A 23,707-nucleotide genomic window follows, 5' to 3' on the forward strand; every position below is an offset into this window, starting at 1 on the left:
GAAAAATGGCTACGCACTTTGCACGAGGAACATTAACGGAAGGGCATCTCGTATCGGCCAGAATTTCTTCAGCCTGTCACAGTGAGGCGCTCAAACTACCTGAACACCGCAGGACGCGGTTTTTAGCTTCCAGAGCGCTCCTCGCAGAACTGCTTTTTATGCTGTACGGCACCAGCGAATTACCGGACATACTCACCCAGCCAGAAGGTCGCCCGGTTTTTGCGGACCCGGCACTCCCCCATTTTTCCATTGCGTATACCGGCAACATTGTTGGCGTCGCGCTGACGACTGAAGGTGATTGCGGCCTGGATATGGAGCTGCAACGCGTCACGCGCAGCTTCCATGGTGCTAACGCGCTCGATGAATACCCGCTCTCCAGCAATGAAAAGCTGTGGATACGTAACCAGAACGATCCCGTTGAAGCCAGAGCGCAGCTCATCACCCTTCGCCAGAGCATCCGTAAACTGAGCGGCGCGGCATCAGACGACGCCAGCCTGTTGCAGCTGCTTCCCGGCTCCGGACGCCTGCGTGCCGCGAAAGCCTCGCTGGTAGAGGCGCTCAGCGACGCTGAGGACGTACTGATCTGGTCCGTTGCGGTGAGCCCCGCCATCGAACGGCTGAAAATCTGGGAGTTTGACAGTATTCGCGGTTGGCGTAGTCTTCCGGATGTACCTGAGCGCGCCAACGAGCCCGCCGCGCGCCTGATGCGATTAACCAGTTTACCGGCAGAAAAAGCATACACCCATAGCTGATCCGTCCAGGGTCATCATGATGAAACAGGAGTAATCATGTCTGATACGTTGAAAGTTGTTACGTTACTGGGAAGCCTGCGCAAAGGTTCGTTTAACGGGATGGTAGCGCGCACGCTGCCACAGCTGGCGCCTGCGGGAATGGAGATCAGCGCCCTGCCGTCTATTGGCGACATCCCGCTTTATGATGCTGACGTTCAGCAGGAAGAAGGGTTCCCGCACAGCGTGGAGGCGATAGCCGAGCAGATCCGTCAGGCTGATGGTGTAGTGATTGTAACGCCAGAATATAACTACTCGGTTCCGGGGGGTCTGAAGAACGCGATTGACTGGTTATCCCGTTTACCGGAGCAGCCGCTGTCAGGCAAACCGGTGCTGATCCAGACCAGCTCAATGGGCGCCATCGGCGGTGCGCGCTGCCAGTATCACCTGCGACAGATCCTGGTGTTCCTGGATGCGATGGTGATGAACAAGCCGGAATTTATGGGCGGCGTGATTCAGAACAAAGTCGACCCGCAAACGGGTGAAGTGGTGGATCAGAGTACGCGTGACCATCTCTCTGGTCAGTTGACCGCGTTTGGGGATTATATTAAGCGGGTTAAAACCTGATAAAAAAGCCCGGTGGCGCTAGCGCTTACCGGGCCTACACTCGTCAGTAGGTCAGGTAAGCAAAGCGCCACCTGACACCACAAACCGCACCTTAGTGCGCGTCAATAAACACAATCTTGAGCACAAACAGCAGCGCCACAATCATCACGCACGGGCTGAGTTCGCGGAAACGGCCGGTACCGATCTTCATCACACAGTACGAGATAAAGCCCAGCGCGATACCTTCGGTGATCGAGAAGCTGAACGGCATCATCACCGCGGTAATAAACGCCGGAACGGCTTCCGTCAGATCTTCCCACTTCACGCGCGCCAGGCTCGAGGTCATCAGCACGCCGACGTAGATCAGCGCGCCAGCTGCCGCGTACGGTGGCACCATCCCCGCCAGCGGAGAGAGGAAGATCACCAGCAGGAACAGCAGACCCACGACTACCGCCGTCAGGCCAGTACGGCCGCCCACGGACACGCCGGAAGAGGATTCAATGTAAGCGGTAACAGACGAGGTGCCGATGAAAGAACCCGCAACGGACGAGATGCTATCCACATACAGCGCCTGCTTCATGCGCGGGAATTTGCCTTTCTCGTCCGCCAGACCCGCTTTGTCCGTCACGCCAATCAGCGTACCGGAGGAGTCAAACAGGTTGACCAGCATGAAGGAGAAAATCACTCCGGCCAGACCCAGGTTCAGCGAGCCCGCCAGATCAACGTGACCAATCACGGTAGAAACGCTCGGTGGCGCAGAGACAATACCGCTGTAATGCACGTCACCCAGCATCCAGCCCAGCAGCGTGGTCACGATGATAGAGACCAGCACCGCAGCGTGGATGTTACGCGACGCCAGGATCGCGATAATAAAGAAGCCCAGCACGCCCAGCAGCACGCTGTGAGAGGTCAGGTTACCAATACTCACCAGCGTTTCCGGGTTCGCCACGATTACGCCAGCGTTTTTCAGCCCCATCATGCCGATAAACAGACCGATACCGCTGGTGATACCCACGCGCAGGCTCACGGGAATGTTCGCAATCATCCAGTAGCGCACACGGAAGATGGTCAGCAGCAGCAGGCCGACCGCGCCCCAGAAAATAGCCCCCATCCCAACCTGCCACGGCAGGCCCATCGCCTGAACCACCACGAACGCAAAGAACGCATTCAGACCCATTGCCGGGGCCAACGCCACGGGCAGATTAGCGAAAACGCCCATCAGGATGCTGCCAAGGGCCGCGATCAGACAGGTGGTAACAAAGACGGCGCTGGTGTCCATGCCAGCCACGCCCAGAATTTGCGGGTTAACGAAAACGATATAGACCATCGTCAGGAAGGTAGTAAAACCGGCGATCACTTCGGTGCGTGCCGTTGTGCCGTGCTCGCGCAGTTTGAACACGCGCTCAAGCAGCCCCTGACCAGATGTCTGGGTAGTGTGTTGTTGACTCATCATCAATTTCCGAACAAGGAGGGAAAATTCGTCGCTATCCTATACCAAAATGCGACAATAGTGGCGGTTACGGGATACTTTTTTCATTGATTTTGCTTATACGGCAACGATTGCGTCTCGTTAAACTGTCGTACGTAAACGTTAAACTTGTTAAAAGGGAAAGGCATGTCCGGAATTGAAGCGGTATTTTTCGACTGTGACGGTACGCTGGTCGACAGTGAGGTCATTTGTTCCCGTGCGTATGTCGCCATGTTCCAGGAATTTGGCATTACGCTCGATCTCGAAGAGGTGTTTAAACGCTTTAAGGGCGTGAAGCTGTACGAGATCATCGACATCATTAACGAAGAGCACGGGGTGGATCTGGCGAAAGCGGATCTGGAACCGGTGTACCGCGCCGAGGTCGCACGCCTCTTCGACGCCGAGCTGGAAGTTATCGCCGGCGCTAACGCGCTGCTGGATGCGATGACGGTGCCGATCTGCGTGGTCTCTAACGGCCCGGTCAGCAAAATGCAGCACTCACTCGGCAAGCTGGACATGTTGCACCACTTCCCGGAAAAACTGTTCAGCGGCTACGATATCCAGCGCTGGAAGCCGGATCCGGCATTGATGTTCCACGCGGCGAAGGCGATGAACGTCAACGTGGAGAACTGCATCCTGGTGGATGACTCGTCTGCGGGCGCGCAGTCGGGGATTGATGCGGGGATGGAGGTGTTTTACTTCTGCGCCGATCCGCACAACAAGCCGATCGATCATCCAAAAGTGACGACCTTTACAGACCTGGCGCAGCTGCCGGAACTGTGGAAGGCGCGCGGGTGGGATATTACTCGCTGAAAAAACAAAGCCGGATGGCGCTAACGCTTATCCGGCCTACAAGGATCGTAGGGCGGGTAAGCGATAGCTCCACCCGCCACACACATCACTCTTTCGGATCTTTACCCGCCAGCAGCTTGTCCAGCTCGTCGCCGCCCACGTGACGGAAATCCTGTCCCTTCACGAAGTAGAAGATGTATTCGCAAATGTTCTGGCAGCGGTCGCCAATACGCTCAATTGAGCGCGCGCAGAACAGCGCGGTCAGCACGCTTGGAATGGTACGGGAATCTTCCATCATGTAGGTCATCAGCTGACGCACTATGCCTTCGTATTCCTGGTCAACTTTCTTATCTTCACGGTAGATACGGACCGCTTCGTCCAGATCCATGCGCGCGAAAGCGTCCAGCACATCGTGCAGCATCTGCACGGTGTGGCGACCGAGAGACTCCAGGCTCACCAGCAGCGGCTGGTGCTGCTGGGAGAATTTCTCCAGCGCGGTGCGGCAGATTTTATCCGCCACGTCACCAATACGCTCCAGCTCGGCGATAGTTTTGATGATCGCCATTACCAGACGCAGGTCACTCGCGGTTGGCTGACGCTTGGCAATGATGCGCACGCACGCTTCGTCGATGGCGACTTCCATCATATTGACGTTGTGATCGCCTTCGATAACGCGCTTCGCAAGCTCGCTGTCCTGGTTGTGCATTGCCGTAATCGCATCAGAAAGCTGCTGCTCGACCATGCCGCCCATGGTCATCACCTGGGTGCGAATGCTTTCCAGCTCTGCGTTAAACTGGCCGGAAATGTGTTTATTAAGATTGAGGTTGTCCATGGTTTCTCCACATGCACTAAGGCAAATCAACCGTAGCGGCCAGTAATATAATCTTCGGTTTGTTTCTTCGCAGGACGGGTGAACAGCGCGTCCGTATCGCTGAACTCAATCAACTCGCCCAGGTACATAAACGCCGTGTGGTCAGAACAACGGGCAGCCTGCTGCATGTTGTGAGTGACGATCACCACGGTGTAATCCTGCTTCAGCTCGGTGATCAGCTCTTCGATACGCCCGGTTGAGATCGGGTCAAGGGCTGAGCACGGCTCATCCAGCAGCAAGACTTCCGGGCGAATGGCGATACCGCGCGCAATGCACAGACGCTGCTGCTGACCACCGGAGAGAGAGTACCCGCTCTGGTGAAGTTTATCTTTGGTTTCGTTCCATAATGCGGCCTTGGTCAATGCCCACTGCACGCGCTCGTCCATATCCGCACGGGAGAGCTTCTCAAACAGACGCACACCAAAGGCGATGTTGTCATAGATCGACATCGGGAACGGCGTGGGTTTCTGGAACACCATCCCCACTTTCGCACGCAGCAGGGCGATATCCTGGGTATTGGTCAGGATGTTGTCACCGTCCAGCAGAATTTCACCTTCTGCGCGCTGCTCCGGATAGAGCGAATACATTTTGTTAAAGGTGCGCAGCAGCGTGGATTTACCACAGCCAGACGGACCGATAAATGCCGTGACCTGGTTCTTCGCGATATCCAGGTTGATATTCTTCAGGGCATGGAATTTGCCGTAGTAGAAGTTCAAATCACGAACCTGAATCTTACCCGGGGCAGTATCAACCATACTCATTGACTCATTTCCTCATTCGGCGCCGCGATGTGCCGCGCCGTAAAAATTTAACCGTGTTTCTGCTTCGCGAAAATGACGCGCGCCAGAATGTTCAGCAACAGTACGCAAAGGGTGATGATCAGCACCCCGGCCCAGGCCAGCTGCTGCCATTCCGCGAATGGGCTCATCGCAAATTTAAAGATCGTCACCGGCAGGTTGGCGATCGGCTGCATCATGTCCGTACTCCAGAACTGGTTGGAGAGGGCGGTAAACAGCAGCGGTGCGGTTTCACCAGCGATACGGGCGATAGCCAGCAGGATACCGGTCATGATCCCCGAGACGGACGCTTTCAGGGTGATCGCCGAAATCATTTTCCATTTCGGCGTGCCCAGTGCGTAAGCCGCTTCACGCAGGCTGTCCGGCACCAGTTTCAGCATGTTTTCAGTGGTACGAATAACGATAGGCACCTGCAACAGCGCCAGCGCAATCACACCCGCCCAGCCGGAGAAGTGTTCCATTTGCGCCACCACGATGGTGTAAACAAACAGACCTACCACAATCGACGGGGCAGAAAGCAGAATGTCGTTAATAAAGCGGATGACTTCAGCGATCCAGGACTTGCGGCCATACTCCGCCAGATAGATACCCGCCATGATGCCCAACGGCGTACCGAAAACGGTCGCCCACAGGATCAGCAGGCCGCTGCCCGCCAGGGCGTTTGCCAGACCACCACCCGCCGTGTTTGGCGGCGGCGTCATCTCGGTGAACAGCGCCAGGGACATTCCATCAATACCACGGGTGATGGTGGACATCAGGATCCAGATCAGCCAGAACAGGCCGAACGCCATCGTGGCCATGGAAAGCGTCAGCGCAATGCGGTTTTTAATCCGGCGCTTTGACTGCATTTTGCGACGAGATTCCGCAAGCTGAGCGGTGTTTTGCATGTCGAGAGTCGCCATTAGCGTGCCCCCTCGTTTTTAGCCAGACGCATAATCATCAGCTTGGAGATAGCCAGCACAATAAAGGTAATAACAAACAGGATCAGACCCAGTTCCATCAGCGCTGCGACGTGCAGCCCGGATTCCGCTTCGGCAAATTCGTTCGCCAGCGCAGAGGTAATACTGTTCCCCGGCATGTAGAGCGACACGCTGTCGAGCTGGTAGGTGTTGCCGATGATAAAGGTCACCGCCATGGTTTCACCCAGCGCGCGGCCTAAGCCCAGCATGATGCCGCCGATCACCCCATTTTTGGTGAACGGAAGGACGATGCGCCAGATAACCTCCCAGGTGGTGCAGCCGATGCCGTAGGCCGACTCTTTCATCATCACCGGGGTTTGTTCGAAGACATCGCGCATGACCGCCGCAATGTACGGAATAATCATGATGGCGAGGATCACGCCAGCCGCCAGAATACCGATACCGAATGCCGGGCCAGAGAACAGGGCCCCCACAAACGGAACGGCGGAGAGAACATTACCCACCGGCTCCTGGAAGTACGTCGCAAACAGCGGAGCAAAGATAAACAGGCCCCACATGCCGTAAACGATACTTGGGATGGCCGCCAGCAGTTCAATGGCGATACCCAGCGGACGTCGCAGCCAGCCTGGTGCCAGCTCCGTCAGGAACAGGGCAATACCGAAGCTTACCGGCACCGCAATCAGCAGAGCGATAAAAGAGGTCACCAGCGTGCCGTAAATCGGCACCAGCGCACCGTAGATATCGTTCGGCGCATCCCACTCTTTGGTCCACAGGAAGGCGAAACCAAATTTTTGAATGCTCGGCCAGGAGGAGAAAATGAGGGACACGATAATGCCGCCCAGCAGCAATAGCACAATCAGCGCAGCCAGTTTCACCAGCGCGCTGAAAATCATGTCACCTTTTTTACCCGGAGGGTTAAATGCAGGCTTGGTTGCAGCCATAAATTACTCTTCTTTATGAGACGTCTTACGAATATGCCCGGTGGCGCTGGCGCTTACCGGGCCTACAGGATGAACCGTAGGGCGGGATCGCTGCGCGCCACCCGCCATCTTCGTCAAAAATATCCTGTTAGTACAGCGCTTTACCGCTGCTGTCTTTCACGTTGGTTTTCCATGCAGCACGGATCTGCTCAACCACGCTGTCTGGCAGGCTGGCGTAATCCAGGTCATTCGCCTGTTTGCCGCCGTTTTTGTATGCCCAGTCGAAGAACTTCAGCACTTCAGCACCCTGCTCAGGCTTCTTCTGCTCTTTGTGGACCAGAATGAAGGTGGTAGACGTGATAGGCCATGCATCGTCGCCTTTCTGGTTGGTCAGGTCCTGAGCGAAGGATTTGCTCCAGTCAGCGCCTTTTGCGGCGTTAGCGAAGTTCTCTTCGGTCGGGCTAACCGGTTTGCCGTCAGCAGAAACCAGTTTGGTGTAAGCCAGGTTGTTCTGCTTCGCGTAAGCGTACTCTACATAGCCGATAGAGCCAGGCAGACGCTGTACGAAGGCAGCGATACCGTCGTTGCCTTTACCGCCCAGACCGGTTGGCCAGTTAACGGTAGAGCCGGAACCGACTTTAGATTTCCACTCTTCGTTCACTTTCGCCAGGTAGCTGGTGAACACGAAAGAGGTACCAGAGCCGTCAGCACGACGAACCACCGCGATATTCTGCGAAGGCAGCTTAACGCCCGGGTTCAGTTTCGTGATGGCTTCGTCATCCCATTTTTTGATTTTGCCCAGATAGATATCACCCAGGGTTTTGCCGTCCAGCACCAGCTCGCCTGATTTCAGGCCAGGGATGTTAACAGCCAGCACAACGCCGCCGATCACGGTCGGGAACTGGAACAGGCCTTCCTGATTCAGTTTCTCATCAGACAGCGGAGCGTCGGATGCGCCGAAATCAACGGTATTCGCGGTAATTTGTTTTACGCCACCGGAGGAGCCGATACCCTGATAGTTGACCTTGTTACCGGTCTCTTTCTGGTAGGTATCCGCCCATTTGGCATACACCGGCGCAGGGAAGGTTGCACCAGCGCCAGTAAGGCTTGCTGCTGCGAAAGCAGAGAAAGCGCTCAGAGATAAGGTCGCGGCGACAACAGTTGCGACAGTGGTACGCATAACTTTCATAATGTCTCCTGCAAGGATTTCGTAAATCATTGTTTAAGTGGCTACGATGAGCAAAATAGGACAAACAGGTGACAGATAAATGTACGAAATATGACAGTTTTATGACAAAGAAAATTTCACTTAAAATTAAGCAAAAATCCATAAATAAATCATAAACTTAATGATTATTATGACAGCTTGTTTTCAGTAATATTTTCTTTATGTGACACTGATAAAATAGCTGAAAATGACGGATTGTCATAAAAAAAGGCTCCACCGGATGGCGGAGCCTGGAAGGATTATTCTACGGTAACGGACTTCGCCAGATTTCGCGGCTGGTCAACGTCGGTGCCTTTGATCAGCGCGACGTGGTAAGCCAGCAGTTGCAGCGGTACGGTGTAGAAGATCGGCGCAATCACCTCTTCCACATGCGGCATCTCGATGATGTGCATGTTGTCGCTGCTGGCGAAACCGGCATCTTTATCCGCAAAGACGTACAGTACACCACCACGGGCGCGCACCTCTTCGATGTTAGATTTCAGTTTTTCCAGCAGTTCGTTGTTCGGTGCCACCACGATAACCGGCATATCCGCGTCGATCAGCGCCAGCGGACCGTGTTTCAGCTCGCCTGCCGCGTAGGCTTCCGCGTGGATGTAGGAGATCTCTTTCAGCTTCAGCGCGCCTTCCAGCGCGATAGGGTACTGATCGCCACGGCCCAGGAACAGAGCGTGGTGCTTATCAGAGAAATCTTCAGCCAGCGCCTCAATGCGCTTGTCCTGAGACAGCATCTGCTCGATACGGCTCGGCAGCGCCTGGAGACCGTGAACGATATCATGCTCAACGGAAGCATCTTCGCCTTTCAGACGCGCCAGCTTCGCCACCAGCATCAGCAGAACGGTCAGCTGAGTGGTAAACGCTTTGGTGGAAGCGACGCCGATTTCGGTGCCCGCTTTAGTCATCAGCGCCAGATCGGATTCACGCACCAGCGAGGAGCCCGGTACGTTACAGATGGCCAGCGAACCCAGGTAACCCAACTCTTTAGACAGACGCAGCGCCGCCAGGGTATCGGCCGTTTCGCCAGACTGGGAAAGGGTGATCATCAGGCTGTTACGGCGCACAGCGGATTTACGATAGCGGAACTCAGATGCGATTTCGACGTCGCACGGCACGCCCGCCAGGGATTCAAACCAGTAGCGAGAGACCATACCGGAGTTGTAAGAGGTACCGCAGGCCACGATCTGAATGTGCTCGACTTTGCTCAGCATTTCGTTGGCATTGGCGCCCAGCTCGCTCAGATCCACTTCACCATGGCTGATGCGCCCGGTCAGAGTGTTTTTAATGGCGTTTGGCTGTTCGTAGATCTCTTTCTGCATGTAGTGACGGTAAGCGCCTTTGTCGCCCGCGTCGTATTGCAGGTTTGATTCGATTTCCTGGCGCTTAACCTGCTCGCCTTTCGTGTCGAATACGGTCACGCTGCGACGTGTCACCTCGGCAATGTCGCCCTCTTCCAGAAAGATAAAGCGACGGGTAACCGGCAGCAGCGCCAGCTGGTCGGAAGCGATAAAGTTTTCACCCATGCCCAGACCAATCACCATCGGGCTACCGGAACGCGCGGCCAGCAGCGTGGACGGGTCACGGGAATCCATGATCACCGTACCGTAAGCACCACGCAGCTGAGGGATAGCGCGCAGCACCGCATCACGCAGTGTACCGCCCTGTGCCAGCTCCCAGTGCACCAGGTGAGCAATCACTTCGGTGTCGGTTTCAGAGACGAAGGTATAGCCGCGCGTTTTCAGTTCTTCACGCAGCGGTTCGTGGTTTTCGATAATGCCGTTATGCACCACCACAATGTGTTCAGACACATGCGGGTGTGCGTTGCCTTCAGATGGCTCACCGTGAGTCGCCCAGCGGGTATGCGCAATACCGGTGCCACCGTGCAGCGGATGTTCCTCCGCAGCCTGGGCCAGCATCTGCACTTTACCGAGACGACGCAGACGGGTCATATGACCTTCTGCATCGACGACAGCCAGACCGGCTGAGTCATAACCACGGTATTCCAGACGACGTAAACCTTCGAGAAGGATTTCAGCAATATCACGCTGCGCAACTGCGCCAACAATTCCACACATAGTTAGATTTCCTGATTATGGCGTTATGCCATGCGTTGTCGCTGACCTGTATTTGCCCTTTCCGGGCACCCCGAGCCTTGTAGAGAGTGGGGTTATTTTTATGGGTACTGCTGGTGGGGGGAGGATTATGTTATCCCCTCACCCCAGCCCTCTCCCCATAGGGGAGAGGGTGAAAACCGCACCATTCAGTTCCCCTCTCCCCTATGGGGAGAGGGTCAGGGTGAGGGGTGTATATTGTCGTTACTTTTTCTTCACCGGGCGTTTCCAGCCCTGCTTACTGACCTGCGGAACGCGGCTTAACACCAGCTCGTTCTCGGCCACATCGCGCGTAACGGTTGTCCCGGCGGCAATGGTCACGCCTTTGCCCACGGTAACAGGCGCCACCAGCTGGGTATCGGAACCTACAAACACGTCATCACCGATGATGGTTTTAAACTTATTGGCACCGTCATAGTTACAGGTAATCGTCCCTGCACCGATGTTTACGTTGTCGCCAATTTCCGCATCGCCCAGATAGGTCAGATGACCGGCTTTCGAGCCTTTACCGAGACGTGCTTTTTTCATTTCCACGAAGTTACCTACATGAGCGCCTTCCAGCAGCTCAGCGCCCGGGCGCAGACGCGCAAACGGGCCGATGGTACAGGCGGAATCCAGACGCGCATCTTCTACCACGCTGTACGGGCTGATTTCGCAGTCGTCACCGATCACGCTGTTTTTAATCACACAGCCGGTGCCGATTTTGACGCGGTTGCCCAGCGTGACGTTACCTTCCAGGATAACGTTAGTATCTATTTCAACGTCGCGCCCGTGGGTCAGCGTGCCACGCAGATCGAAACGCGCCGGATCGCGCAGCATAACGCCCGCCAGCAACAGTTTTTCTGCCTGCTCGGACTGGTAAATACGCTCCAGGCGTGACAGCTGTAGACGGTTGTTTACCCCGTCCGTTTCGCTGATACGCGCCGGATGAACGGCGGCAATCTCACGCCCTTCCTGGTACGCCATCGCAATGATGTCGGTGATGTAGTATTCACCCTGCGCGTTGTTATTATTGAGTTTGGACAGCCAGCGCTTCATATCTGCACCGTTCGCAATCAGGATGCCGGTGTTGATCTCCTGAATCTGACGCTGTTCGTCAGTGGCATCTTTATGCTCAACAATCCCGGTTACCTTGCCGTTTTCACGCGTAATGCGGCCATAGCCGGTTGGATCGTCCAACACGACGGTTAACAACCCAATGCCACCCTGCGGTTTGGCTTCACGCAGGCGAGTGAGGGTTTCAACGGAGATCAGCGGGACGTCGCCGTAGAGCATCAGGATATCTTCATCATCAGCGAAGAAGGGTGCAGCCTGCTGCATTGCATGACCCGTACCCAGCTGTTCTGCCTGTAGCACCCAGTTGAGATTGTCGTCACGCAGCGTTTTTTTCAGCAGATCGCCGCCATGTCCATAAACCAGATGCACCTGGCTGGCGCCTAATTCATTAGCTGCATCAATAACATGCTGCACCATTGGCTTTCCTGCCAGCGTGTGGAGCACTTTAGGCAGATCGGAATACATGCGGGTACCTTTGCCTGCAGCAAGGATCACCACGCTCATCGCACTGTTTAACATACGCATCCTGACGGTAGTTTGTGTGAGAAGTAAAAACGTTTGATGCTTAAAATTCTACATCTTTTTCATCATGAATTAAGGCCGAAAAAAAAAGCCAGCCTGGGATCCAGACTGGCTTTTGTGCTTTTCAAGCCGGTGTTACATCGCTTTTTTGGTCAACTCGATAACGCGCAGTTTCGCGATCGCTTTGGCCAGCTCCGCAGACGCCTGAGCGTAATCCACGTCACCATGAGAGCTGCTAATGTGCTCTTCAGCCTTACGCTTCGATTCCAGGGCTCGCGCTTCGTCGAGATCCTGGCCACGAATAGCGGTATCGGCCAGAACGGTCACACTGCCTGGCTGCACTTCAAGAATGCCGCCGGACAGATAGATAAACTCTTCATGACCGAACTGTTTAACGATGCGGATCATACCAGGCTTAATGGCGGTGAGCAGCGGTGCGTGACCCGGGAAAATACCCAGTTCACCTTCACTACCCGTTACCTGGATTTTCTCGACCAGACCAGAGAACATTTGTTGCTCTGCGCTGACGACGTCCAGGTGGTAAGTCATTGCCATATCACCCTCCGATTAAGGCGTTAAAGTTTTTTGGCTTTTTCCACGGCTTCTTCGATGGAACCAACCATGTAGAACGCCTGCTCTGGCAGGTGATCGTATTCGCCTTCCATGATGCCTTTAAAGCCACGGATGGTGTCTTTCAGGGAAACGTATTTACCTGGAGAACCGGTGAATACTTCCGCAACGAAGAACGGCTGGGACAGGAAGCGCTGGATCTTACGCGCACGTGCTACCACCAGTTTGTCTTCTTCAGACAGTTCATCCATACCCAGGATGGCGATGATGTCTTTCAGTTCCTGGTAACGTTGCAGCAGGGACTGTACGCCACGCGCGGTGTCGTAGTGTTCCTGGCCAACAACCAGTGGATCCAGCTGACGGCTGGTAGAGTCCAGCGGGTCAACGGCCGGGTAGATACCCAGAGACGCGATCTGACGGCTCAGTACCACGGTTGCATCTAAGTGAGCAAAGGTGGTGGCTGGAGATGGGTCAGTCAAGTCATCCGCAGGTACGTATACCGCCTGAACGGAGGTGATAGAACCAGTTTTGGTAGAGGTGATACGTTCCTGAAGAACACCCATCTCTTCCGCAAGCGTAGGCTGATAACCTACCGCTGAAGGCATACGACCCAGCAGTGCAGATACTTCAGTACCGGCCAGGGTGTAACGGTAGATGTTATCAACGAACAGCAGAACGTCACGGCCTTCGTCACGGAACTTCTCAGCCATCGTCAGGCCAGTCAGCGCAACGCGCAGACGGTTTCCTGGTGGCTCGTTCATCTGGCCGTAAACCAGGGATACTTTATCCAGAACGTTGGAGTCGGTCATTTCGTGGTAGAAGTCGTTACCCTCACGAGTACGTTCACCAACACCCGCAAACACGGAGTAACCGGAGTGCTCGATCGCGATGTTACGGATCAGCTCCATCATGTTTACGGTTTTACCTACACCCGCACCACCAAACAGACCAACTTTACCGCCCTTCGCGAACGGGCACATCAGGTCGATAACTTTGATGCCGGTTTCCAGCAGTTCCTGAGAGCTGGACAGCTCTTCGTAGGAAGGTGCCGCGCGGTGGATAGCCCAACGCTCTTCTTCACCGATGTCGCCTTTCATGTCGATTGGTTGACCCAATACGTTCATGATACGACCCAGTGTTGCTTTACCTACCGGGACTTCGATCGGGTGCTCAAGGTCTTTCACTTCCAGACCACGACGCAGACCGTCGGAAGAACCCATGGCGATGGTACGCACGATACCGCCGCCGAGCTGCTGCTGAACTTCCAGCACCAGGCTCTCGTTACCATTTTGTACCTCAAGCGCGTCGTACACGCGTGGTACGGCGTCCTGAGGGAACTCGACGTCCACCACGGCGCCGATTACCTGGACAATCTTTCCAGTAGCCATCTTGAATCCTCTACGTAATTCGTAAACCTGGTTAAACCGCGGCGGCCCCCGAGACGATCTCGGTGAGTTCCTGAGTAATGCTGGCCTGACGAGCTTTGTTGTAAACCAACTGCAGCTCTTTAATCAGGCTGCCGCCATTATCGGTCGCGGCTTTCATCGCCACCATTCGTGCGGCCTGCTCGCTGGCCAGGTTTTCTACAACGCCCTGATAAACCTGAGATTCAACGTAACGACGCAGCAGGGTATCCAGCAGCGGTTTCGGATCGGGTTCATACAGGTAATCCCAGGCTTTCTGTTTCAGCTCGTCATCTTCTGATGCCGGTAACGGCAGCATCTGAGTGAGCGTAGGCACCTGAGACATGGTGTTAATAAATTTGTTGCTGACAACGTACAGTCTGTCCAGACGGCCTTCATCGTAGGCCTGCAACATCACTTTAACCGGGCCGATCAGTTCGGACAGGGACGGGTTATCACCCATACCGGTCACCTGAGCGACAATGTTGCCGCCAACGGAGTTAAAGAAAGAGACGCCTTTAGAGCCAATCAGTGCCAGATCGCACTGAACGCCTTTATCGGACCAGCCTTTCATATCCGCCAGCAGTTTTTTGAACAGGTTAATGTTCAAGCCGCCACACAGACCACGGTCAGTCGACACCACCAGGTAGCCCACGCGCTTAACGTCGCGTTCTTCCAGGTAAGGGTGCTTATATTCCAGATTACCGTTTGCAAGGTGACCAATCACTTTGCGCATGGTCTCTGCATAAGGACGGCTGGCCGCCATGCGATCCTGCGATTTACGCATTTTGGAAGCGGCGACCATCTCCATCGCTTTAGTGATCTTTTGCGTGTTCTGGACGCTTGCGATCTTACTACGTATCTCTTTTGCGCCGGCCATGAGCTTCTCCTCAATGCCAGACGGCTTGTCCTGAGACAAGCCGCCGGACGATTACCAGGATTGGGTTGCTTTGAAGGAATCGAGGATAGCTTTCAGCTTGCCTTCGATTTCGTCGTTATAGCCACCGGTCTGGTTGATCTCTTGCATCAGCGGAGCGTGATCACGGTCGACGTAAGCCAGCAGAGCGGCTTCGAAGCTACCGATTTTCGCCAGTTCCACATCTTCGAGGTAACCGCGTTCAGCCGCGAACAGTACCAGGCCCTGCTGAGCAACAGACATTGGCGCGTACTGTTTCTGCTTCAGCAGCTCGGTCACTTTCTGACCGTGGCTCAGCTGTTTACGGGTTGCTTCGTCCAGATCGGATGCGAACTGAGAGAACGCAGCCAGTTCACGATACTGTGCCAGCGCGGTACGGATACCACCGGACAGTTTCTTGATGATCTTGGTCTGAGCAGCACCACCCACACGGGATACGGAGATACCCGGGTTAACCGCCGGACGAATACCGGAGTTAAACAGGTTGGTTTCCAGGAAGATCTGACCATCGGTAATGGAGATTACGTTGGTCGGAACGAACGCAGAAACGTCACCCGCCTGGGTTTCAATGATCGGCAGAGCGGTCAGAGAACCTGTTTTACCCTTCACTTCACCTTTGGTGAAGTTCTCGACGTATTCCGCGTTAACGCGGGAAGCACGCTCCAGCAGACGAGAGTGGAGGTAGAATACGTCGCCCGGGAATGCTTCACGTCCTGGTGGACGACGGAGCAGCAGGGAAACCTGACGATAAGCAACAGCCTGTTTAGACAGGTCATCGTATACGATCAGCGCATCTTCACCGCGGTCACGGAAGTATTCGCCCATTGCGCAACCAGCGTATGGTGCCAGGTATTGCAGTGCAGCAGATTCAGACGCGGTAGCTACCACAACGATGGTGTTAGACAGTGCGCCGTGCTCTTCCAGTTTACGAACCACGTTGGAAATGGTGGACGCTTTCTGGCCGATAGCCACGTACACACATTTGATGCCGGAATCACGCTGGTTGATGATGGCGTCGATTGCCATCGCGGTTTTACCGGTCTGACGGTCACCGATGATCAGTTCACGCTGACCACGACCGATTGGGATCATGGCATCAACGGACTTATAACCCGTCTGCACTGGCTGATCAACGGACTGACGGTCGATAACGCCTGGTGCGATAACTTCGATTGGAGAGAAGCCATCGTGCTCAACCGGACCTTTACCGTCGATTGGCGCACCCAGGGTGTTAACAACGCGACCCAGCAGGCCACGGCCAACCGGCACTTCCAGAATACGGCCAGTACACTTAACCTTCATGCCTTCGGCAAGGTCAGCGTATGGACCCATCACAACGGCACCTACGGAGTCGCGCTCCAGGTTCAGTGCGATAGCGTAACGGTTACCCGGCAGGGAAATCATCTCACCCTGCATACAATCGGCCAGGCCGTGGATGCGGATAACACCGTCACTTACAGAAACAATAGTACCTTCGTTGTGAGCTTCACTCACAACACTGAACTGAGCAATGCGCTGCTTGATCAGTTCGCTGATTTCGGTGGAATTCAGTTGCATGCTCCAGTCCCCTTAAGACTGCAAGACGTCTGCAAGGCGCTCAAGACGGCCGCGTACGCTGCCATCAATGACCATATCACCCGAACGGATGATTACGCCTGCCATTACAGACTTATCGATTTTGCAATTCAGCTTAACTTTGCGTGACAGACGTTTTTCCATCGCGGCGGTGATTTTCGCAAGCTGTTCATCACTCAGTTCAGTCGCGGAAGTTACTTCAACTTCAGCGGTAGCTTCACTAAGGGCACGTAAGTGCTCAAACTGCTCGAGAACATCCGGGAGCACACGGAGACGACCATTTTCCGCCATCACCTTAATCAGGTTCTGGCCGTTGGCATCCAGTTGCTCTCCGCACACGGCGATAAACGACGCGGCGAGGGTTTCAGGCGCTAACGCACCAGAAAGCAACTCGGCCATTTGTTCGTTTTTCGTCACCTCAGCGGCAAACGCCAGCATATTCTGCCAGCGATCGACATTTTGGTGTTCGACAGCAAAGTCAAAAGCTGCTTTGGCGTAGGGGCGAGCTACCGTAACAAATTCAGACATCAGCCCCTCCCTCCTTACAGTTCAGCGACAAGTTTGTCCACGATGTCGCTGTTAGCAGCTTCATCCACGGAACGTTCGATGATCTTCTCGGCGCCAGCAACAGCCAGAATCGCAACCTGCTTACGCAGTTCTTCACGAGCACGTTTACGCTCAGCTTCAATTTCAGCCTGAGCCTGTGTCACGATCTTAGTACGTTCCTGTTCTGCTTCAGCTTTGGCTTCGTCCAGGATCTGAGAACGGCGTTTGTTAGCCTGTTCAATGATTACCTGAGCTTCAGCTTTCGCTTTTTTCAGCTGGTCTGTCGCGTTGGCCTGTGCAAGGTCCAAATCTTTCTTAGCGCGTTCTGCGGAAGCCAGACCGTCAGCAATTTCTTTCTGACGTTTTTCGATGGCAGCCATTAAAGGCGGCCATACATACTTCATGCAGAACCAGACAAAGAGAATAAACGCGATGGCCTGGCCGAGGATTGTTGCGTTCATGTTCACAGCACAATACCTCTTAAATTTCTGTGGCTTGGGGTTTTAAAACAACTACTACGCGACAGCAAACATCACGTACAGACCCAGACCTACAGCGATCATTGGGATTGCATCCACCAGACCCATAACGATAAAGAACTGAGTACGCAGCAGAGGAATCAGATCAGGTTGACGCGCTGCGCCTTCCAGGAATTTGCCCCCGAGGATGCCGATACCGATCGCAGCACCGATAGCCGCCAGACCCATCATCACAGCGGCAGCCATGTACAGCAGATCCATATTCAGGTTTTCCATGACAGTCTCCAGTTTGTTTCAATTAAAACGTAGTAGTGTTGGTAAAAAATCAGTGCTCTTCAGACGCCATCGACAGATAGACGATCGTCAGAACCATGAAGATAAAGGCTTGCAGCGTAATGATCAGGATGTGGAAAATGGCCCATGGCACATTCAGAATCCACTGTGACCACCACGGCAGAAGACCCGCGATCAGAATGAAAATCAGCTCACCCGCATACATGTTGCCGAACAGTCGCAGACCCAGTGAAACAGGTTTGGACAGCAGGCTAACGCCTTCCAGGATCAGGTTGACCGGAATAAACGCCCAGTGGTTGAACGGCTGCAAGGTAAGCTCTTTCACAAAGCCGCTTACGCCTTTCATTTTGATGCTGTAGAAAAGAATCAGGATAAATACGCCCAGCGCCATCGACAGGGTGATGTTCACGTCGGCAGACGGAACCACGCGCAGGGCAGGCAGACCGAAGACATGCTCGCCGATCCACGGCAGGAAATCGATAGGCAGAAGGTCCATCAGGTTCATCAGGAAGACCCAAACGAACACGGTCAGGGCCAGCGGAGCAATCAGCTTGCTCTTACCATGGTACATGTCTTTGACGCTGCCATGGACAAAGCCGATGATCATCTCGATGAACGTCTGGAATTTCCCTGGAACACCGCTGGTCGCTCGTTTAGCAACACCGCGGAACATGGCCAGGAACAGAAGACCCAAAACCACCGAGAAGAACATGGAGTCGATGTTGATCGTCCAGAAGGTGGCCGGGGGGTTATGTGGATCCACCAGCGAGAATGTACGCAGGTCCAGCTGAAGGTTATTCAGATGGTGACCTATGTAATCCTGCGGCGTCATATTTTCTGAAGCCATGATGCCTTTTACCCTTTGTTATTGATTACAGCTGGAGCCAGAACTTGTACCACCAGCACCAAAACCCACGTTGCTATCAGCGGCATGAATACCACTTTCAAAACCGCCAGCGCCATCACCAGTAGAGCAAAGGTCAGCAACACCTTACACACTTCGCCGAGAGCGAAGGACCAGGCCACGCGGCCTTTGGCGGGTGTATGCGCCTGATGACGCCAGGCAAAAATCATAAACAACACGTTTGGCAGAACCACCGCCAAACCTCCGCACGCGGCGGAGATGCCCCAGAAGGGGTCTTTGAGGCTAAACAGCAGTCCACTTGCTATCACAGCCAGAAACTGAATGAACAGAAGCTTACGAGCAACGTTTCTACTCAAGAGCGACACAGACATCACGTTTTTACTCCTGCTCCCTTCGAGGTATGCCGCGTGTCGTATAAAACGTCCTTTAAGGCTCAGAGTCAAGCATCAAAAAGCGGTCAAATTATACGGTGCGTACCCGTGATTTCAAACATTAAGTAGCGAAAAGGTGAATAAATGTTTAAATATTTTTCCCCAGTCCTATTTTTCAACTTTTGAACTCAGTGCCAACCTTCAGGCAAAACTGCAAACAGCGCGGAAACGTTGGTGATAAAGCGTGCACGAGATCACAAAATACACATTTGCGATAAAGTGGTATTTATCAAAGACGTAAAACGATTTATTTCATCCGATTGAAATTAAAGCAAAAAAATCGCAACTATTTTTAAAACAGAGCCGTATACAACAAAAACCTTTTATTGACATTCTTAATAAATATTTAACATCTCATTCTTGTTGCCTTTACCCATTTTTAGCAGGCTGATATTTTCATGGTTGACTATCTTCAGGGTGAACGAATCACTTCAGGTTAACCATAAGAAAATCCATGGTGACAACAAGGTTAAATTAACTACGGCCAAATCAGACTGGATGTGCTGCTTTTTAACACCATCAGAACAGCACAAATTCCACATTTTTTATTAATTTTTTAAAATGTGTTTGGCTTAATTATCACCAGATGACGCTCACCTTCGAGCTGAGGGATCTGGAGTTTTTCAATGGATTCCACTGCAAAACCGTCCGGAAGCTGCTCTATTTCGTCCCCCGGAAGTTGTCCTTTCAGCGCATAAAAACGGCCCTTATCCGCCGGCAGGTGTTTGCACCAGCTCACCATGTCATTGAGTGAGGCAAATGCGCGGCTGATAACGCCGTCAAACGGTGGCTCTGCCGGGAACTCCTCTACCCTGCTCTGCACGGGCGTGATGTTTTCCAGCTTCAGCTCATGCTGAACCTGTCGTAAAAAGCGTACGCGCTTGCCCAGACTGTCCAGCAGCGTGAAATGACTCTCCGGTCGAACAATAGACAACGGAACGCCCGGCAAGCCCGGACCGGTGCCCACGTCGATAAAACGTTCACCGGTAAGATACGGCGCCACAACGATGCTATCGAGAATATGGCGAATCAGCATCTCGTTGGGATCGCGTACGGAGGTGAGGTTGTACGCTTTATTCCATTTGTTCAGCATATCGACATAGGCCACCAGCTGATTTTTCTGGTGATCGGTGAGCGAAATACCTGCCTGTTCCAGCAGACGAGAGAGTTTATTGAGCACGGTGGATACCTGTTGAGAGATTTTTCGCCCGGTGGCACTGCCGCTTACCGGGCCTACGATTAAGTAGGGCGGGTAAGCGAAGCGCCACCCGCCAAAAGCAATGTTAATTACGCGCTACGGCGCAGCATACCCTGCTTTTTCAGCCACACCAGCAGAATCGAAATCGCGGCAGGTGTGACACCGGAGATACGTGAGGCCTGGCCAATCGACACAGGTTTGTGATCGTTCAGCTTAGCGATCACTTCGTTGGAAAGCCCCGTCACCTGACGATAGTCCAGCATTTCCGGCAGCAGCGTATTTTCGTTGCGCTGCTGTTTTTCGATCTCATCCTGCTGACGCGCGATGTAACCTTCGTATTTCACCTGAATCTCGACCTGTTCAGCCGCTTCAGCGTCTTCAAGGCCCGGTGCGAACGCGGTCAGTTTGACCAGATTCTCGTAGGTGACTTCAGGACGGCGCAGCAGATCTTCACCACTGGCTTCGCGCGAAAGCGGCGCAGTTAAGTGAGCGTTCACTTCAGCAGCAGTTTCCGCCTGCGGATTCACCCAGGTGGTTTTCAGGCGCTGACGTTCCTGTTCGATACGCTCCAGCTTCTCGTTGAAGCGCGCCCAGCGTTCGTCATCCACCAGACCCAATTCGCGGCCCACCTCGGTCAGACGCAGATCGGCATTGTCTTCGCGCAGCATCAGGCGATATTCCGCACGAGAAGTAAACATGCGGTACGGTTCTTTGGTCCCCAGCGTGCAGAGATCGTCGACCAGAACGCCCAGGTAAGCCTGAGAACGCGCCGGTGCCCAGCCCTCTTTCTCGGCAGAGAAGCGAGCGGCGTTCAGACCGGCCAGCAGCCCTTGTGCGGCAGCTTCTTCGTACCCGGTGGTGCCGTTAATCTGGCCTGCGAAGAACAGACCCTGGATGAATTTGCTTTCCAGCGTCGGCTTCAGGTCACGCGGATCGAAGAAATCGTACTCAATAGCGTAGCCAGGACGAACGATCTTCGCGTTTTCCATCCCCTGCATTGAACGCACAATCTGCATCTGCACGTCGAACGGCAGGCTGGTGGAGATGCCGTTCGGGTAAATTTCGTTCGAGGTCAGCCCTTCAGGTTCGAGGAAGATCTGATGCTGGTTACGATCGGCAAAGCGCATCACTTTATCTTCGATCGACGGGCAATAACGTGGGCCGATCCCTTCGATCACGCCGGCGTACATTGGGCTGCGATCGAGGTTGCTGCGGATCACGTCATGGGTTTTTTCATTGGTGTGCGTGATGTAGCACGGCACCTGCTGCGGATGTTGCGCCGCATTGCCCATGAACGAGAACACCGGCATCGGGTTATCACCGTGCTGCTGTGCCAGTACGCTGAAATCAATGGTACGCGCATCGATTCGCGGCGGCGTACCGGTTTTCAGGCGGCTTACGCGCAGCGGCAGCTCACGCAGACGACGAGACAGCGGAATCGACGGCGGATCGCCCGCACGGCCACCGCTGTAGTTGTCCAGACCAATATGGATTTTACCGTCCAGGAATGTCCCGACCGTCAGCACCACCGCTTTTGCGCGGAACTTGAGACCCATCTGGGTCACGGCGCCAACAACACGATCGTTTTCCACGATAAGATCTTCTACAGCCTGCTGGAAGATCATCAGGTTCGGTTGGTTTTCCAGCGCGGTGCGCACAGCCTGACGGTAAAGCACGCGGTCTGCCTGTGCACGGGTGGCGCGAACAGCCGGACCTTTACTCGCGTTTAGTATCCTAAACTGGATGCCCGCATGATCGATCGCTTTCGCCATCAGGCCGCCAAGTGCATCCACTTCTTTTACCAGGTGTCCTTTCCCAATGCCGCCAATCGCCGGATTACAGGACATTTGTCCCAGCGTGTCGATATTGTGTGTCAAAAGCAGGGTCTGCTGACCCATTCGCGCTGCGGCCATTGCGGCCTCAGTGCCTGCGTGACCCCCGCCAATGATGATGACGTCAAAAGGATCCTGATAAAACATGGTGGTCTGCCTCGCGTAAAGCGGTATGAAAATGGATTGAAGCCCGGGCCGTGGATTCTACTCAACTTTAGTCTTTCGAGAAAGCATTGGGATCCTGGGCTATTAAAAAGAAGATCTTTTTATTTAGAGATCTGTTCTATTGTGATCTCTTATTAGGATCGCAGACCTTTGTGGATAAGTCCGATCCCATAAATAAGATCATGCAGTTAGGAAGGATCGTTTGCTGTGAATGATCGGTGATCCTGGACCGTATAAGCTGGGATCAGATCGCCACTTTATACACAGGTCAAAAACTAAACTAACGTTGTTCTTTGGATAACTACGGGTTAATACGAGCTTTTAACCAGAGTTATCCACATCTGATCGCACGATCTTTAATCGTTTTTGAGTAAATTTTTCCATTCCGCGAGCCAGATCTCGGCTGGATCTTCGGGAATATCATGATCGAGGATGTTGATCTTCAGCGTTTCACCCAGCTGTTTTGCTCCGCAGGCGGTCACCGCAGCTTCTACTTTCTCTATGGCGCCACAGAAAGTGTCATATTCACGGCTGCCGATCCCCACAGCGCCAAACCGGACGTTTGACAGATCGGGCTGTTGTTCCAGCAGTTCGTCATATAAAGGTTGCAGGTTATCCGGCAGATCGCCCGCGCCGTGCGTGGAGGTGATCAGCAGCCAGACCCCGTCAGTCGGGAGATCTTCCAGCAGCGGTCCGTGCAGCGTTTGTGTAGAAAAGCCCGCGTCTTCCAGCTTCTCAGCCAGATGTTCCGCTACATATTCCGCACCGCCCAGGGTGCTGCCGCTGATAAGAGTAATGTCCGCCATTGATCGCTCGCTCAGATAAAGAGGCGGCCATTGTACGCTGTGAACGAGCTGGGATCTACCTGTGGAAAATGTGGGAATGAAATTGCCCGATCACGGGCGGATAGTACGCATGATCGGGTTTTGCAGGGAGATCAGGGTTTCGGTGGACTGAATTTCATCGATTGTTTGGATCTTGTTGATAAGTACCTGCTGGAGGGCGTCGATGGATCGGCACATGACCTTTATAAAGATGCTGTAGTGCCCGGTGGTGTAGTACGCCTCAGTGACTTCATCCAGCGCGTTCAGCTTCTCCAGCGCGGAGGGGTAATCTTTGGCGCTTTTCAGAATAATGCCAATGAAGCAGCAGACGTCGTAGCCGAGTTGCTTCGGGCTGACATCAATGCGTGCGCCGGTGATGATCCCGGCCTGCTTCATTTTCTCTACGCGAACGTGAATGGTCCCCGGGCTGACGCCAAATTGTTTCGCCAGTTCGGCATACGCGGTGCGTGCGTTGGCCATGAGCGCTTCCAGAATGCCGCGGTCCAGATTGTCGATCTGATAATTTTCCATAGGTTTTTCTTATGAAGATTAATGATTCCTTCTATTCTAGCGTCTTATTTTAACGAATCAAAAGT

Annotated in this window: 24 protein-coding genes; 3 read left to right on the top strand and 21 right to left on the bottom strand. The window is 53.8% G+C overall.

What is annotated here, in order from left to right:
• The first annotated feature begins 5 nt into the window (after positions 1 to 5).
• The gene (locus tag ACOT1A_RS10415) at positions 6 to 752 is read left to right on the top strand and encodes a 4'-phosphopantetheinyl transferase family protein (protein ID WP_023298947.1); all 747 of its coding nucleotides are present in this window, start codon (positions 6 to 8) and stop codon (positions 750 to 752) included.
• A 36-nt stretch (positions 753 to 788) separates the two neighbouring features.
• Positions 789 to 1,355: an NADPH-dependent FMN reductase gene (locus ACOT1A_RS10420; protein WP_022649881.1), complete on the top strand. Its 567-nt coding sequence runs from the start codon at positions 789 to 791 to the stop codon at positions 1,353 to 1,355.
• Positions 1,356 to 1,446: 91 nt separating this feature from the next.
• Here the strand turns inward: ACOT1A_RS10420 and adeP are convergent, their stop codons facing one another.
• The gene (adeP, locus tag ACOT1A_RS10425) at positions 1,447 to 2,784 is read right to left on the bottom strand and encodes an adenine permease AdeP (protein WP_139152660.1); all 1,338 of its coding nucleotides are present in this window, start codon (positions 2,782 to 2,784) and stop codon (positions 1,447 to 1,449) included.
• Positions 2,785 to 2,949: 165 nt separating this feature from the next.
• Here adeP and yieH point away from each other — a divergent pair, with 165 nt between their 5' ends.
• Positions 2,950 to 3,615, top strand: coding sequence for a 6-phosphogluconate phosphatase (gene yieH / locus ACOT1A_RS10430; protein WP_022649879.1), 666 nt, complete (start codon positions 2,950 to 2,952; stop codon positions 3,613 to 3,615).
• An 85-nt stretch (positions 3,616 to 3,700) separates the two neighbouring features.
• Here the strand turns inward: yieH and phoU are convergent, their stop codons facing one another.
• From phoU to asnC, 20 genes are all read right to left on the bottom strand, one after another.
• Positions 3,701 to 4,426 (bottom strand): phosphate signaling complex protein PhoU, encoded by a 726-nt coding sequence (phoU, locus tag ACOT1A_RS10435; protein ID WP_003861153.1) that lies wholly within the window; start codon positions 4,424 to 4,426, stop codon positions 3,701 to 3,703.
• A 26-nt stretch (positions 4,427 to 4,452) separates the two neighbouring features.
• On the bottom strand, positions 4,453 to 5,226 hold the full coding sequence (gene pstB / locus ACOT1A_RS10440; protein ID WP_003861154.1) for a phosphate ABC transporter ATP-binding protein PstB: 774 nt from the start codon (positions 5,224 to 5,226) through the stop codon (positions 4,453 to 4,455).
• A gap of 47 nt (positions 5,227 to 5,273) precedes the next feature.
• Positions 5,274 to 6,164, bottom strand: a complete 891-nt coding sequence (gene pstA / locus ACOT1A_RS10445; RefSeq protein ID WP_022649878.1) for a phosphate ABC transporter permease PstA — start codon at positions 6,162 to 6,164, stop codon at positions 5,274 to 5,276.
• Complete coding sequence (gene pstC, locus ACOT1A_RS10450) at positions 6,164 to 7,123, bottom strand: phosphate ABC transporter permease PstC (protein WP_022649877.1); 960 nt, start codon at positions 7,121 to 7,123, stop codon at positions 6,164 to 6,166. Before pstC ends, pstA begins: the two co-directional genes overlap by 1 nt.
• 127 nt (positions 7,124 to 7,250) lie before the next feature.
• On the bottom strand, positions 7,251 to 8,291 hold the full coding sequence (gene pstS / locus ACOT1A_RS10455; RefSeq protein ID WP_022649876.1) for a phosphate ABC transporter substrate-binding protein PstS: 1,041 nt from the start codon (positions 8,289 to 8,291) through the stop codon (positions 7,251 to 7,253).
• Positions 8,292 to 8,569: 278 nt separating this feature from the next.
• Positions 8,570 to 10,399, bottom strand: a complete 1,830-nt coding sequence (gene glmS, locus ACOT1A_RS10460; protein WP_276169974.1) for a glutamine--fructose-6-phosphate transaminase (isomerizing) — start codon at positions 10,397 to 10,399, stop codon at positions 8,570 to 8,572.
• Between the two features lie 240 nt (positions 10,400 to 10,639).
• Entirely contained in the window at positions 10,640 to 12,010 is a 1,371-nt protein-coding gene (glmU, locus tag ACOT1A_RS10465) for a bifunctional UDP-N-acetylglucosamine diphosphorylase/glucosamine-1-phosphate N-acetyltransferase GlmU (protein ID WP_023305126.1), read from the bottom strand.
• Between the two features lie 138 nt (positions 12,011 to 12,148).
• Positions 12,149 to 12,568, bottom strand: a complete 420-nt coding sequence (locus ACOT1A_RS10470) for a F0F1 ATP synthase subunit epsilon (RefSeq protein WP_006177560.1) — start codon at positions 12,566 to 12,568, stop codon at positions 12,149 to 12,151.
• A gap of 20 nt (positions 12,569 to 12,588) precedes the next feature.
• Positions 12,589 to 13,971 (bottom strand): F0F1 ATP synthase subunit beta, encoded by a 1,383-nt coding sequence (atpD, locus tag ACOT1A_RS10475; RefSeq protein WP_003862362.1) that lies wholly within the window; start codon positions 13,969 to 13,971, stop codon positions 12,589 to 12,591.
• Positions 13,972 to 14,002: 31 nt separating this feature from the next.
• Entirely contained in the window at positions 14,003 to 14,866 is an 864-nt protein-coding gene (gene atpG / locus ACOT1A_RS10480) for a F0F1 ATP synthase subunit gamma (RefSeq protein WP_003862364.1), read from the bottom strand.
• A gap of 51 nt (positions 14,867 to 14,917) precedes the next feature.
• Positions 14,918 to 16,459, bottom strand: coding sequence for a F0F1 ATP synthase subunit alpha (gene atpA / locus ACOT1A_RS10485; protein WP_006808751.1), 1,542 nt, complete (start codon positions 16,457 to 16,459; stop codon positions 14,918 to 14,920).
• Positions 16,460 to 16,471: 12 nt separating this feature from the next.
• Entirely contained in the window at positions 16,472 to 17,005 is a 534-nt protein-coding gene (gene atpH / locus ACOT1A_RS10490; protein ID WP_003862369.1) for a F0F1 ATP synthase subunit delta, read from the bottom strand.
• A gap of 14 nt (positions 17,006 to 17,019) precedes the next feature.
• Positions 17,020 to 17,490 (bottom strand): F0F1 ATP synthase subunit B, encoded by a 471-nt coding sequence (gene atpF, locus ACOT1A_RS10495; RefSeq protein WP_003862370.1) that lies wholly within the window; start codon positions 17,488 to 17,490, stop codon positions 17,020 to 17,022.
• 48 nt (positions 17,491 to 17,538) lie between these two features.
• On the bottom strand, positions 17,539 to 17,778 hold the full coding sequence (atpE, locus tag ACOT1A_RS10500; protein WP_000429386.1) for a F0F1 ATP synthase subunit C: 240 nt from the start codon (positions 17,776 to 17,778) through the stop codon (positions 17,539 to 17,541).
• A 49-nt stretch (positions 17,779 to 17,827) separates the two neighbouring features.
• The gene (gene atpB, locus ACOT1A_RS10505; RefSeq protein ID WP_022649873.1) at positions 17,828 to 18,643 is read right to left on the bottom strand and encodes a F0F1 ATP synthase subunit A; all 816 of its coding nucleotides are present in this window, start codon (positions 18,641 to 18,643) and stop codon (positions 17,828 to 17,830) included.
• Between the two features lie 8 nt (positions 18,644 to 18,651).
• Positions 18,652 to 19,032 (bottom strand): F0F1 ATP synthase subunit I, encoded by a 381-nt coding sequence (gene atpI, locus ACOT1A_RS10510; RefSeq protein ID WP_003862375.1) that lies wholly within the window; start codon positions 19,030 to 19,032, stop codon positions 18,652 to 18,654.
• Positions 19,033 to 19,648: 616 nt separating this feature from the next.
• On the bottom strand, positions 19,649 to 20,272 hold the full coding sequence (gene rsmG / locus ACOT1A_RS10515) for a 16S rRNA (guanine(527)-N(7))-methyltransferase RsmG (protein WP_022649872.1): 624 nt from the start codon (positions 20,270 to 20,272) through the stop codon (positions 19,649 to 19,651).
• A 107-nt stretch (positions 20,273 to 20,379) separates the two neighbouring features.
• Positions 20,380 to 22,269 (bottom strand): tRNA uridine-5-carboxymethylaminomethyl(34) synthesis enzyme MnmG, encoded by a 1,890-nt coding sequence (mnmG, locus tag ACOT1A_RS10520; protein WP_022649871.1) that lies wholly within the window; start codon positions 22,267 to 22,269, stop codon positions 20,380 to 20,382.
• Positions 22,270 to 22,643: 374 nt separating this feature from the next.
• A complete protein-coding gene (gene mioC / locus ACOT1A_RS10525; RefSeq protein WP_003862381.1) occupies positions 22,644 to 23,093 on the bottom strand; it encodes an FMN-binding protein MioC in 450 nt (149 codons plus the stop codon).
• Between the two features lie 90 nt (positions 23,094 to 23,183).
• Entirely contained in the window at positions 23,184 to 23,642 is a 459-nt protein-coding gene (gene asnC, locus ACOT1A_RS10530; RefSeq protein ID WP_003862383.1) for a transcriptional regulator AsnC, read from the bottom strand.
• Between the last annotated feature and the right edge of the window lie 65 nt (positions 23,643 to 23,707).

The organism is Enterobacter cloacae complex sp. SYL003 (assembly GCF_049236925.1).
Lineage (GTDB): Bacteria > Pseudomonadota > Gammaproteobacteria > Enterobacterales > Enterobacteriaceae > Enterobacter > Enterobacter intestinihominis.